The 12976-nt window shown below is 49.8% G+C and carries 10 protein-coding genes; 5 read left to right on the top strand and 5 right to left on the bottom strand.

Translation table 11 applies throughout. The annotated features are described in order from the left end of the window. The first annotated feature begins 60 nt into the window (after window positions 1–60). Window positions 61–2334 (top strand): acyl-CoA dehydrogenase, encoded by a 2274-nt coding sequence (locus tag H511_RS0116735; protein WP_027253343.1) that lies wholly within the window; start codon window positions 61–63, stop codon window positions 2332–2334. Between the two features lie 289 nt (window positions 2335–2623). Next, complete coding sequence (gene fabV / locus H511_RS0116730; RefSeq protein ID WP_027253342.1) at window positions 2624–3826, top strand: enoyl-ACP reductase FabV; 1203 nt, start codon at window positions 2624–2626, stop codon at window positions 3824–3826. A gap of 105 nt (window positions 3827–3931) precedes the next feature. On the opposite strand, the gene H511_RS0116725 is transcribed toward fabV, so the two are convergent. The 5 genes from H511_RS0116725 to H511_RS0116700 all read right to left on the bottom strand — a co-directional run bounded on the left by H511_RS0116725 (window position 3932) and on the right by H511_RS0116700 (window position 9419). Next, complete coding sequence (locus tag H511_RS0116725) at window positions 3932–5245, bottom strand: ATP-binding protein (protein ID WP_420835037.1); 1314 nt, start codon at window positions 5243–5245, stop codon at window positions 3932–3934. 35 nt (window positions 5246–5280) lie between these two features. Then, the gene (locus tag H511_RS0116720) at window positions 5281–5955 is read right to left on the bottom strand and encodes a response regulator (RefSeq protein WP_027253340.1); all 675 of its coding nucleotides are present in this window, start codon (window positions 5953–5955) and stop codon (window positions 5281–5283) included. A 176-nt stretch (window positions 5956–6131) separates the two neighbouring features. After that, complete coding sequence (locus H511_RS0116715; RefSeq protein ID WP_027253339.1) at window positions 6132–7814, bottom strand: aspartate:alanine antiporter; 1683 nt, start codon at window positions 7812–7814, stop codon at window positions 6132–6134. A gap of 162 nt (window positions 7815–7976) precedes the next feature. Then, entirely contained in the window at window positions 7977–8240 is a 264-nt protein-coding gene (locus H511_RS0116710) for a GrxA family glutaredoxin (protein ID WP_027253338.1), read from the bottom strand. 198 nt (window positions 8241–8438) lie between these two features. Beyond that, window positions 8439–9419, bottom strand: a complete 981-nt coding sequence (locus H511_RS0116700) for a porin (RefSeq protein WP_027253337.1) — start codon at window positions 9417–9419, stop codon at window positions 8439–8441. Between the two features lie 284 nt (window positions 9420–9703). On the opposite strand from H511_RS0116700, the gene nfsA reads away from it, so the two are divergent. The 3 genes from nfsA (at window position 9704) to H511_RS0116685 (ending at window position 12891) form a co-directional block, all read left to right on the top strand. Next, the gene (gene nfsA, locus H511_RS0116695) at window positions 9704–10429 is read left to right on the top strand and encodes an oxygen-insensitive NADPH nitroreductase (RefSeq protein WP_027253336.1); all 726 of its coding nucleotides are present in this window, start codon (window positions 9704–9706) and stop codon (window positions 10427–10429) included. Between the two features lie 221 nt (window positions 10430–10650). Beyond that, complete coding sequence (locus H511_RS23705) at window positions 10651–11868, top strand: hypothetical protein (protein ID WP_051288288.1); 1218 nt, start codon at window positions 10651–10653, stop codon at window positions 11866–11868. A 429-nt stretch (window positions 11869–12297) separates the two neighbouring features. Beyond that, window positions 12298–12891, top strand: coding sequence for an acetate uptake transporter (locus tag H511_RS0116685; protein ID WP_027253335.1), 594 nt, complete (start codon window positions 12298–12300; stop codon window positions 12889–12891). Window positions 12892–12976 lie beyond the last annotated feature (85 nt).

Here is a 12976-nt window from a genome sequence, read left to right as displayed (position 1 = left end):
AAAAAACGATAACAGTTAACTCTCGCCAAGACGTGGCAGAAAGACAAAAGGACGTGACCCATGAGTAATAAAAGTCTGAGACAACGTTACATCAGTGATCCTGCTTTTAAGGTATTTAAGAAAGTGTTACCGCCACTGTCTGATACCGAACGGGAAGCCATGGAAGCAGGCAGTGTCTGGTGGGACGGTCAGCTTTTCGCCGGTAAGCCAGACTGGAATACCCTGCTGAATTATCCCAGGCCTAAGCTGAGTAACGACGAACAGTCTTTTATTGATAATGAGCTTGAAACTCTGCTGAAAATGCTGGATGACAACCAGATTGTTCGTGAAGATCGTGATTTACCTTCTGAGGTGTGGGAGTACCTGCGAAAAGAAAAATTCTTCTCGTTGATCATTGGCAAAGAGTACGGCGGTCGCGAGTTCTCTGCGCATGCCAACTCGACCATAGTGACGCGTATTGCCACCCGAAGCCAAAGTGCCGCCGTGTCTGTCATGGTACCCAACTCGTTGGGCCCGGGTGAGCTGCTGAGCCACTACGGGACAGAAGAGCAGAAGAATTACTGGCTGCCGCGTCTGGCTGACGGTACCGATATCCCGTGTTTTGCACTGACCGGCCCGGAGGCGGGCTCTGATGCCGGCGGTATCCCGGATATGGGTGAAGTCTGTTATGGCGAGCATGAAGGTAAGGAAGTTCTGGGTATCCGGGTCAGCTGGAACAAGCGATACATTACCCTGGCACCTGTTGCCACTGTGCTGGGTCTGGCCTTTAAACTGCGTGACCCGCAAGGCCTGATTGGTGATCAGAAAGATATCGGCATTACCTGTGCCCTGATTCCAACCAGTCATGATGGCGTGGAAATTGGTGAACGTCATGACCCGCTGGGCGGCGCGTTCATGAACGGTCCTACCCGTGGTCAGGATGTGTTTATTCCGATGGACTGGGTGATCGGTGGCCAAGACTATGTCGGGCGTGGCTGGCGTATGCTGGTGGAATGTCTGTCGGCAGGCCGTGGTATCTCACTGCCGGCGCTGGGGACGGCCATTGGCCACCTGACATCACGCAGCACCGGGGCTTATTCCTATGTGCGTAAGCAGTTCGGTATGTCGATTGGCCATTTTGAAGGTGTTGCCGAAGCCCTGGGGCGTATTGGCGGCATGACCTATATGCTGGAAGCGGCCCGTACGCTGACGACCACTTCGCTGGATATGAAAGAAAAACCGGGCATAGTGACGGCAATTGCCAAGTACCACATGACGGAAATTGCCCGTACTATCCTGAACGACGCGATGGATATTCACGCCGGACGGGGTATTCAGGCCGGACCAATGAATTATCTGGCCAATCAGTATATTGGTATGCCTGTGGCGATCACGGTGGAAGGGGCAAACATTCTGACCCGTAACCTGATGATCTTTGGCCAGGGGGCGACCCGTTGTCACCCTTATGTACTGAAAGAAATGGAAGCCGCAGCGAATCCGGATGCTGATCAGGCAGCGAAAGACTTCGATCAGCTGTTGTTCAAACACATTGGTTTTGCGGTGGGGAATGTCAGCAAAGCCTTGCTCAATGCCTTTACCGGCTCCAAACTCAACCGGGCACCGGTATCGGGTGAAACCGTATATTACTATCGTCATTTGTCGCGCATGAGCCGTGCTCTGGCTGTGGCGGCAGATTTCTCTATGTTGTCACTGGGCGGGGAACTGAAACGCCGAGAAATGGTGTCTGCGCGTCTGGGTGATGTGTTAAGCCACCTGTATCTGGCATCGGCCGTGCTGAAGCGTTATGAAATGGAAGGCCGTCAGCAAGAAGACCTGCCTCTGGTTCATTACGCGTTACAGCACTGCCTGAACAAGTGCGGTGTTGCCTTTGATGAAGTCTTTAATAACTTCCCGCGCAAAGGGGTTGGCCGGGTTCTGCGTACACTGACCTTCCCGCTGGGAATTCACTATGAAGCACCAAAGGATGAGCTGAAACTGGCGATTTCCAAACTGCTGATGACACCAGGGGTTGCGCGTGACCGACTGACCACCAACTGCTATATCGGTGAGAAAGACAACGATCCTGTGGCTATCATGGAGCGTGCTTTCGTTGCCATGTACGGTGTGCGCGATATTGAGCGTAAACTGGCGAAAGCGGTGAAAGCCGGCACTGTGCCTCGCAAGGCACCGTTGGCTGAAAAACTGAAGATTGCCCTGGATGCGGGAGTAATCACAGAAGCTGAGGTTGAGAAAGTGCATAATGCTGACCAGTTGAGATCGCGTGCGATACAAGTGGACAGCTTCGCACCCGAAGCGTTTAAAAAGGGCGCCTTACAGCCAGGGAAAGCCGCCTGATAAGCAATGATATTGCTTAATGAAGAATAAACCTGGTGGTCAAATATGCCGCGCATTTGCGCGGCATTTTTTTCACCGGCTCAGCTATCCTGAAGAAGCCCGGGCTTTTAAGACGTATCCTGATTGTCTGCGGGTGCTGTTTTCTTCAGCAACTCATGGCTCAATATCAAAGAATCTGCCTTAACACCTCCAACCACTGGTCGATTTTAGCGGTTTCGAACATAAAACTGATGCGAATTAGTGGCTAACCTTTTATCCTACGGGCAACAGAACAAAGGAAGAAAACGAAATGATCATCAAACCAAAAATTCGTGGATTCATTTGTACAACGACTCACCCAGTGGGTTGTGAAGCAAACGTCAAAGAGCAAATCGAATACACCAAGTCTCAGCCTAAGCTGGAAAATGGCCCTAAGCGTGTATTGGTGGTTGGCTCTTCCACTGGCTACGGTCTGGCTTCACGTATCGCGGCAGCATTTGGCTCCGGCGCTGCGACTATCGGCGTGTTCCTGGAAAAGCAAGGTACAGAGAAAAAGCCGGGCTCAGCGGGCTGGTATAACTCTGCGGCGTTTGACAAATTCGCCAAAGCAGAAGGTCTGTACTCCAAGAGCCTTAACGGCGATGCTTTCTCGCATGAAATGAAGCAGAAAGTGATTGAGCTGATCAAAGAAGATCTGGGTCAGATTGATATGGTGGTTTATTCACTGGCTTCCCCAGTGCGTAAAATGCCGGATTCAGGTGAGCTGATCCGCTCCAGCCTCAAGCCGATGGGCGAGACTTATACAGCGACAGCGGTTGATACCAATAAAGATGTCCTGATTGAAGCGAGCATTGAACCTGCCAGCGAGCAGGAAATTGAAGATACAGTGAAAGTCATGGGTGGCCAGGACTGGGAACTGTGGATCAATGCGCTGGCAGATGCCGGCGTGCTGGCTGAAGGCTGTAAGACGGTTGCATACAGCTACATTGGTACTGAAATTACCTGGCCGATCTACTGGCATGGTGCACTGGGTAAAGCCAAAATGGACCTGGATCGTGCTGCCAGCGAGCTGAGCAATAAACTGGCCGCTATCAAGGGCACGGCAAACGTTGCTGTGCTTAAGAGTGTTGTGACTCAGGCCAGCGCGGCGATTCCTGTGATGCCGCTGTATATTGCAATGGTCTTCAAGAAAATGCGCGAAGAAGGTGTTCACGAGGGTTGTATGGAGCAAATCTTCCGCATGTTCTCTCAGCGCCTGTATAAAGCCGATGGCTCAGCCACTGAGCTGGACAGCGACAACCGCCTGCGTCTGGATGACTGGGAACTGCGTGATGATATCCAGGAGCACTGCACAAAGCTGTGGCCACAGGTGACAAATGACAATCTGTTCGAAGTGACAGATTATCAGATGTACAAAGACGAGTTCATGAAACTGTTTGGCTTTGGTCTGAATGGCGTGGACTATGATGCCGACGTCAATCCTGTAGTTGAGTTCGACGTCCAGGATGTCTGATCCTTTTACTGTGATATAAAAAAACCGCCCAAGTTGGCGGTTTTTTATGGCTGATATTTTAGTGCAGTGTAAACAGTGAATAAACGGCACCTGGATTAAAGTACGTTAACTGTTTTTGTCATCCGGCAGTTCAATCACAAAGGCTGCCCCTTCAATGCTGGCTTTTTCCACGTAAATACGGCCGCCGTAACAGGTGACGATATCGTGGCAGACTGACAGGCCAATCCCTTGTCCCGGATTGCGCTGATCAGCCCGGATCCCCCGCTGGAAGATAGCCTCCCGCATGTCATCGCTGACACCGGGTCCGTCATCCTCGATGCGGATAATCAATTTTTCCTGTTGTTGCGCGGCACTGAACCGAATTTCACTGATGCAGAATCTGAATGCGTTTTCCAGCAGGTTTCCCAGCAGTTCCATCAAATCGGTACGGTTAAGTGGGAGGCACAAGCCCGTACTGTACTGGCGTTTCAGTGTGACCTGTTTGGTGTTGTAAATCTTCTTCAGCATCCGCTCAAAGCTTTCCACGACAGGGTTGAGCAGGGTTTTATCTTTCTGCAGACCTTGTTGTCCCATCAAAGCGCGCTTTAACTGATACTGAACCAGATCGTCCATCTGACTGATTTGTTCCAGCATACGCTGATTGAGATCGCAGCGGGGCAGGGAATGATCATCCAGCAAGGCATTGGCGGCAGCCAGGCGGGTTTTCAGGCTATGCGCCAGATCGTCCATCGCGTGGCGGTAGCGGGCGGTCTTGTCATTACTGATCCGGATGAGACGATTAAGTGACTGTGTCACGTCTTGCAACTCGGTAGGAAAATCACTGTCCAGTTGCTCGCGTTTGGCGTCCGTGACCTGATTGAGCTGAGTCGCCAGTTTTCGCAACGGCTGAAAGCTCCAGTGAAATGCGGCGATGAGAAAGGCAACGGCGATCAATACAAACAAGCCGAGATAGAGGGCGGTCCGGTTGTGAAGCCGGCTCAGAGACTGTTCATAGGCTGTGCCTGAGCGCAGGACAACCAGCTGGTAAGCATTGCCATTCTCGCGGTCACGGCTGATATCGTAAGCGATATAACTCTTTGTGTTATCAGCCTTGACCAGGGTGGGGGTTTGCATCGCATCCGGCAGGCTGCTGCAAATACTGATCAGTCCCGCGGCTTTGGCCTCATCTGACAACCACATTGTATTATCATTGCGATCACAAAGTACCGACATGTAATCCGTCGCGGATGGATCCAAAGAGTCAATCCACTTATCAACGTCTTTGATCAATCCTGCCCGGTTAAGCTGGGCAACGACCAAAGGCATTTGTGCAACAAGATCGGTTGAATAGGCAGCCATGTAACTCTGGCTGTAGAGCTCATTGATCACCCAGGCCAGGGCCGATGTAATCAGGGCAATGATCGCAATGGATGTGATCATTACCCGATGGCGCAACCGCGGGAGAATAGCCAGATTCATTGCGCGGTAAGCTCGAAGATGTATCCCTGACCGCGAATGGTCGAAATGGGGTTGTCCTGTCCGGTCTGGCTGATTTTTTTGCGCAGACGGCTGATCATGACTTCGATGGTATTAGGATCGCCTTCCTGATCTTCATACAACACGTCCAGCAGTCGCTGCTTGGAAACCACCTGGCGGCTGTGGCGCATCAGGTATTCCAGCAGTTCGTACTCAAAAGCGGTGAGGTCAAGCAGGCTTTCGCTGACAAAAACCTGTTTCGCCAGCAGGTCGACACGGATTTCTCCGGCGGTCATCTCGGGTTTGATGAATCCTGCACTGCGCCGGACCAGCGCACTCAGCCGGGCAACCAGCTCTTCTCTCTGGAAAGGTTTCACCAGATAATCATCGGCACCGGCTTCCAGTCCCGTGACTTTATCCTGCCAGTTAGAGCGTGCTGTCAGGATCAGGATCGGCAGTCGTAAGCCTTTATCACGGATTTCACGAATCAGACTGATACCGTCACGGTCGGGCAGACCTATATCGACGATAGCGACATCATTGGGGTAGTTATCAGCATAAAACAGGCCTTCTTCGGCCGTATTGGCACACTGAACTTGATTACCCAGCTCACTGAGCTGAGTTTTCAGATGGTGGCACAGGATCGGATCGTCTTCGACTATCAGGATGCGCATCATAATAAAGTTACCTGAAACTGTGGAATAGAGTTGCGAATACCAGAAAGCACGCTTTATAGCAAAGGGGGCTGGCGGGTACAATTTTCACCGGTTAATTGTGAGAGATTATACCACCTATCATCTGAATAACGGCTGACTCTGCCAAATGCCAGTGTCAGCCGTGTGGGGAGGTGCTAGCTGAGAATAATAATCAGCGTACCTGCTATTGTGAGCAGAACGTTAGCGATGGCGTAGGTGCCCGCATAGCCCAGAGCCGGAATAGTACTGCGGGCATGCTCATTGATCATGTCCATCGCCGGGGCGCAGGTACGAGCGCCGATAATGGCACCAAACAGCAGTGCGCGGTTCATATCCAGTACGTAAGCGCCGAAAAGGTAGGCGAGCATCACGGGAATCACGCTCACCATCATGCTGACTAAAAAGACGCTCGGACCAATTTGCGTAATCGATTCAAACAGGTTAGAACCGGCACTCAGGCCAATACCGACCATAAACACCATCAAACCGAGATCCTTGGCCATATTGAGTGCGCCCTGAGGAACATAGCCGAACGTCGGGTGATTGGCCCGCAGGAAACCCAGGGAAATCCCGGCGAGCAACAGACCCGCGGCATTACCCAGACCAAAGGTGATCTGGCCGAAGGTCATGGTAATGGAGCCGAACAGCAGCCCCATAATAAAGAAGCAGCAAAAGGCCAGAAGATCAGCAATCTGACTGTGGATAGAGATAAAGCCAATGCGCTCGGCCAGCCCCAGTACCCGGCTTTTCTCACCGCTGACCTGGAGGATGTCACCTTTATTGAGCAGGGTACTGTGGTCCATCGGCATTTCAATCTGCGCACGGACTACACGGTTGAGGAAGCAGCCGTATTCCGCCAGGTTCAGCTCGGATAAGCGCTTACCGGCAATGTTGTCGTTCTTGACCACGATCTCTTCTTCTACAATGCGCAGGTCGAGTAAATCACGGTCAAACACTTCTTTTCCGTTGCGGAAGCTGGGATCAAGACGCGCGTGGCTGTCCGGGTAACCCACTAAGGCAATCTCGTCGCCTTCCTGCAGGATGGCATCACCATCCGGGCTGGCAAGAATACCATGGCGCCGGATACGCTCAATGTAGCAGCCCGTCTGGCGATAGATGCCCAGTTCACGCAGGTTGCGGCCATCGATCCAGTCAATCAGCTCTGGTCCGACACGGTAGGCACGTATGATAGGTAAGTAGACTTTGCGTTGTGAAACGCTGCCTATTCCACGCTCTTTTGCAATCTGCTGCGAGGATTCAGCAAGATCTTGCTTTTGCAGCTTGGGCATCAGCTTGGCCAGCAGTATCAGGCTGATCAGGCCAATCAGGTAAGACATGGCATATCCGACACTCAGGCTGTCAATCAGGTCCTGAACAATCAGGGGATCTGAGAGGTTGGATAAGCCGCCACTCAATGCATCTTTGGCACCGACCAGAACCGGGGTAGCGGTAAGCGAACCAGCCATGAGGCCGGTCGCCAGACCCAGATCCAGATTGAGGTAGTGCGACATGGTCAGTGTGATAGTGATGGCCGATAGCAGCACTACTAAAGCCAGCAGTAAATAATGCTTACCGTCCCGGAAAAAAATTCCGAAGAAGTTTGGCCCGGCCTGAATGCCCACACAGAAGATGAATAGCATGAAGCCAATATTGAGGGCTTCCGCATCAAAGGTAAAACCGGCGTTACCGAAGATAAGAGCAGTCAGGAGTACGCCAATGGAATTACCAATCTGCAACTTGGCGATACGAAGTTTTCCGACCGTAAGACCCACAGCGAGAACTACAAAGAGGAGCAGAATATCATTCTGGCGAAGCAGGTCAGCAACGTCGATGTTCACAACAAATTTTTCCGAAGTCAGCGCAATATACTAAAGGTATGAGGCGGAATTTTATCTTAATCTACTGCTGTGCGATACCGATATTCGAGGTGCGCGACACAAAAAAAGGCTGATTAAACAGCCTTTTTGTCAACGAGTCACATTTGCGCAATTGAACTGTGATTATTGAAACAGTCCAAGGTTGTCTTTTGCGTAGGCTTCGAAGTCTGTGCAGCCACCGATATGCTGTTGATCAACGAAGATTTGTGGGACCGTTTCAACGGGCTTGCCCACGGTTTTTTCCAGATCAGCCTTGGAAATGCCTTCTGCGTGAATATCCACGTAACGATAGTTGAAATCATCACGTTCTTCTTTCAGCTTGTCAGCCAAGTCTTTTGCACGAACACAGAAAGGGCAGCCAGGGCGACCAAAAATTACTACGAACATAGAGCTTCTCCTTTGTCTTGTGGGGCTACTATAACGTGAGTCTGTCGGCGGTGAAAGTCGGAATTATCAGTAGCATCAATAGAAAATTTCGATGGTTAGCGCTATTTACATCAGCGGCAAACCTGTTATGTCTGAGGCGGATGCAATGAAAAAGCCAGGCTGGACAGGCCTGGCTTTGGATGGCAGTGGAGCAAGAATTTAGAAGTCGTAGCGGATAGCCATCGCCAGAACGTCTTCGTTGCCGTCGATTTGATCGGCTTTGTACTCAGCGTAGGTACGCAGGTTTTTATTGAACTTGTAGTAGGCGCCAAGCACAAAATAGTCTTCAACATCTGATGTGGTGCCTGTATCGGCTTCCAGATAGTTGTAGACAGCCTGGGCAGAGAAGCCATTACCAAAATTGTAGCCCACAACAGCTTCGTAGCCGTCGTAGTCAGTGCCGGTTTCTGCGCCCGATTTGTCTTTCCAGTTTTCACCCATGCTGTACAGCAAAGCGGCATAGATGTTGTTGGCATCGTAGGCAACAGACAGTGCAGTCACTTCTGCATCATCAGTGCCATCCAGGCCTTCACCTGAGTTATAACCGGCACCAAAGTTCACGCCCACAGGCAGTGCATAAGAAGCGGCAATACCGTAAGAGGTTGATGTGTCGCCATCAACTTGCTCGACGGCGTTGTTGTCCAACTGGTAGCTTGCTTCAACAGTCAGGCCGCTGAACTCACCGGCATATTTCAGCACTGAACTGGTTTTACCTGTACCGAAACGGTCGGTACCTGTACCACTGGCATCGGCACCGAACTCTTCCAGGGTATCTGTGTAATCAGAAATCAGGGTAAATGACCCTTCCTGACGACCGTAGGTGGCTTCACCGAAGTTACCGCCCAGACCGGCATAAGCTTTACGTGTTTCAAGACCTTCGTCTTTAGAAGAGGCGTTCACTTCGGTTTCGTATACGCCGACACCGTACAGGTTGCTGTTTATCTCAGACTTCGCTTTGGCACCAAAGCGGAAGTAGCTTTGATCGCCTTTTTCGCTGTTATCATCCGAGCTGTAGTACATACCGACTGCGCGGCCATATAAGTCAACGGTTGCCCCATCCTTGTCATAAACGTTTGCAGCAGCAGCTGAGCCAGAAACAAAAGCAGTAATCAGTGCCGATGCTAAAACAGTTTTTTTCATTTCTTTTTCCCCTAAGTAGGTATCAAGTGCTTCATTGCTGTTTTGATGGGCTGCAGGATAGAAGGTGAATATGACAAAAAAATGTTGTTCAAAAGTCACTTTGATGAAAACGAAACATTATTTATCAATGAATTACTCCTTTTTCACGCTTGCCGGCCAGTCATAGTGTGCAATCTGGATCATCTGGTTGTTTATGATAGAGTGCATAAATTGCCCCGGATAATCTTTGTTATTGGCAAGCGAATAATGGTGTTTTCAAGCTGAACAGCAGGATGAAGAGAATAATGAATCAGACAATTGATACGATACTGGCACACCGTTCTATACGACGCTTTACCTCTGAGCCTATTCAGGCGGATGTACTCTCGACCCTGCTTGACTGTGCAATTGCAGCCTCGTCTTCCAGCTTTATCCAATGCGTGAGCGTGATACGGGTGGTTGATACAGACAAACGCACTCAGTTGGCCCATCTGGCTGGTGATCAACCTTATGTGGCTTCAGCGGCAGAGTTTTTAGTGTTCTGTGTGGATTTCCACCGCCATTTGCAAATTCATCCTGAAGCACAGCTTGGTTTTACTGAGCAGACGCTGATTGGTGCCGTCGATGCTGCGCTCATGGCACAAAATTGTTTGTTAGCGGCTGAATCTTTGGGGTTGGGTGGGGTCTATATTGGCGGGATCAGAAATAATCCGGCAGAGGTGGCTGCATTGCTTGATATGCCTAAGCATGTCATGCCCGTTTTTGGCCTGTGCCTGGGCTATCCGGATCAAAATCCTGAATCTAAGCCGCGCCTGCCGCAGTCCTTGGTGATTCACCAAAACAGTTATCAGCAGGAGTTGGATCGCCATCAGCTGGAAGAATACGACGAAAAAGTGCGCCAGTATTACCAGTCGCGCACTGGCGGAAATAAAGATATGAGTTGGTCTGAACAGATTACCGCGACCTTAACTAAAGAAGCCCGGCCATTCATGAAGGATTTCCTTACCAGCAAAGGCTTTAGTACCCGGTAGGCATCAGTTAAACTATTTGAGTATTCACTCATTTTTGTCTTGCCGATTTGTATAAATGGTCACTTTCTGCTTGTAATTGACGAAGAAAGTGGCCAATTATCATGCTGATGCAGAAAGGGGGTTGTTATTTCATACTGGTAGGACTTCTGCCGCTTTACAGACATAGCTTTCCATATTTGTGAGTGGATTGACTGTAAAATCAAATTATTACGGAATTTTTTATGAAAAGAACGGGCCTTTCAGCCCTGATGGTATTTTTTGCCGTGTTATTGGGTGCTTGCTCAAGCACACCTGAAATGAGTGAGTCGGATACTGCTATCTCTGAACAGGGAGAATTTCAGCGGGTATTGTCTGCTTACCGGCACTGGCAGCAGTCGATGCAACAAACCAGCGCACTGGCCATTTATTCTCCGGATACTTATCAGCGCATGGTAGCCAGCTGGGAAAATGCAGAAAACATTTATCAAGAGATCACCGCCACGCCGTCGACGGCTTATAAAAGCTACTCCTTGTTTTCCTCTACCACGTATTTGCAGCAGATACAGTTAGAACTGGGTCAGGTTGAGGCTTCTTTTAATCAATTGAAGCAGTTGCAGAAGGTCGCCGATAATGTTCTGTCACCGGCAATCACTCAGATGCAATATCTGGATTCTCTGGATGCCAGGCAGTACTACCGAAGTGAGTACACACGCTTGCATCGCCTGTATGCCAGCTTGTTTGCTTTGGTAGAAGATGATGAGTTGAGTGACGCGAGAGAGGAGCAGGATGAGTTTCTTTCGCGCAGCCACAGCCTGGAAGTCAAGACGATCAAAAAAATCTACATTGCGCCGCTGGAAGCTATGATGATTGAGCTGCGCCGTCAGGATGTCAGGGATTATGCGCCAAACAGCTACGCGCAGATTGAACTGAGTATAGAAGCCGGTAAGGCGCTAATAGATCGTACCCCCCGCGATTTTGATGCCATACAGCAAGCGGCAAGTGCAGTGCAGTTTGAGCTTGCGCATGCTCAGCATATTTCGCTGGAAGTGCAGCGCTTACGCGATTTAAGTAAAGATGAATATGAGTCTTATATTCTGGATTTTGAAAATAAACTACTGAGAATTTCCAAGGCGTTAAAAGAAGACGATTTGCGTGATCAGCCCATTCAGGAGCAGGCCAGATTAATTATTGCAGGTGTCAATTCCAAAGGGGCAATAGCCCGTAACCAACCGGAAGACGAGGTGCTGAAAGATAAAGACAAGTACATCCGCGATCTCAATGCATTGGTTATGAGCCAGCAGCGTCAGATAAGCTTGCTGCAGTCTAAGCTGTCTGCGGATGCTGAAGCACCGTCTTCAATGTCTGTGCCGGAGTCGGGTGGGGAAGCACCAGACACCAGTGCCACATTCATTGAGCCACAGAATGATAGCGCTGAATCCGGGCCGGCCGTCGTCCGTTAGCCAAACGTTGTGTGCTGATTCAGTGAGAAAAACCGCTGCCCTGGCAGCGGTTTTTTGTACACAATTTCCCCGTTGATTGTTTGATATCACCCTGAGTCTCTTTTCCTGGCTATCTGTAGCAAGCCATAAAAGCAGGGATTTATGCTGCCTCATTAGTGTGTAATTTATAATGAATTTGCTGTTTTTGTTGCCGTAATTACAGGGGTTTGATGGCTTGTGATGCATTTTGTTACATCTTTCATGGATTTTGATATATTTTTTGTGTTTACTTTTTTCTGGTTAATTATGCTTTTTTGTCTGATGGTTGGTTTTTGTACGGCTGAGACATTGTTTTCCCTCAGGACATAGATTAGAATTCGCGCCGCGCTAGATTGCGCAATTATTTTAATTAATGCCACTTTTATTTAAATTTTCCTGTAGGGGAATAAAATGTCTACGAATTTTGCAAATCCAGCACCTTTGGGATTGATGGGCTTTGGTATGACCACCATTTTGCTGAACATCCACAATGCAGGCTTTTTCCCATTGAACTCTATGATTCTGGCTATGGGGATTTTTTATGGCGGTCTGGCTCAAATCCTTGTCGGCATGATGTGTTTTAAGCGTGGTGATACATTCGGTACCACCTCTTTCACCTCTTACGGTCTGTTCTGGCTGACACTGGTTGGCCTGATTGTGATGCCGTACATGGGGCTGCCTGCAGCACCTGCAGAGTTTATGGCATGGTATCTGCTGCTGTGGGGCGTCTTTACTGCCTTTATGTTTGTTGGTTCACTCAATTACCCACGCGCCAAACAATTTGTCTTTGCGTCTTTAACCGTGTTGTTCTTCCTGCTGGCAGCACGTGATTTCACTGGCAGCGCCCTGATTGGCACCATTGCGGGCTTTGAAGGCATCATCTGTGGTGCGAGTGCGATTTACTTTGCGATGGCCCAGGTACTGAACAATGAGTTCGGCCGTACTGTTCTGCCCATCGGTGAGCGTAAAGTGGCTGCTGTGGAGCCTCTGAAAGCTGCAGCATAACTTTTTCAATTCTGTATTTACTGCTTACCCCGTGCCGTCGGTACGGGGTTTTTTTATGCCGGTTGCTGGCAGGTTCGGTATGGCG

Source organism: Photobacterium halotolerans DSM 18316, from assembly GCF_000425165.1.
Taxonomy (GTDB): Bacteria; Pseudomonadota; Gammaproteobacteria; order Enterobacterales; family Vibrionaceae; genus Photobacterium; species Photobacterium halotolerans.
Note: the sequence above shows the minus strand (reverse complement) of the source record. Positions and strands in the feature narration are given on the sequence as shown.

Coding starts and splice junctions, on each gene's coding strand:
- H511_RS0116735 (WP_027253343.1), top strand. CDS start 61: ATGAGTAATAAAAGTCTGAGACAACGTTACATCAGTGATCCTGCTTTT.
- fabV (WP_027253342.1), top strand. CDS start 2,624: ATGATCATCAAACCAAAAATTCGTGGATTCATTTGTACAACGACTCAC.
- H511_RS0116725 (WP_420835037.1), bottom strand. CDS start 5,245: ATGATCACATCCATTGCGATCATTGCCCTGATTACATCGGCCCTGGCC.
- H511_RS0116720 (WP_027253340.1), bottom strand. CDS start 5,955: ATGCGCATCCTGATAGTCGAAGACGATCCGATCCTGTGCCACCATCTG.
- H511_RS0116710 (WP_027253338.1), bottom strand. CDS start 8,240: ATGTTCGTAGTAATTTTTGGTCGCCCTGGCTGCCCTTTCTGTGTTCGT.
- H511_RS0116700 (WP_027253337.1), bottom strand. CDS start 9,419: ATGAAAAAAACTGTTTTAGCATCGGCACTGATTACTGCTTTTGTTTCT.
- nfsA (WP_027253336.1), top strand. CDS start 9,704: ATGAATCAGACAATTGATACGATACTGGCACACCGTTCTATACGACGC.
- H511_RS23705 (WP_051288288.1), top strand. CDS start 10,651: ATGAAAAGAACGGGCCTTTCAGCCCTGATGGTATTTTTTGCCGTGTTA.
- H511_RS0116685 (WP_027253335.1), top strand. CDS start 12,298: ATGTCTACGAATTTTGCAAATCCAGCACCTTTGGGATTGATGGGCTTT.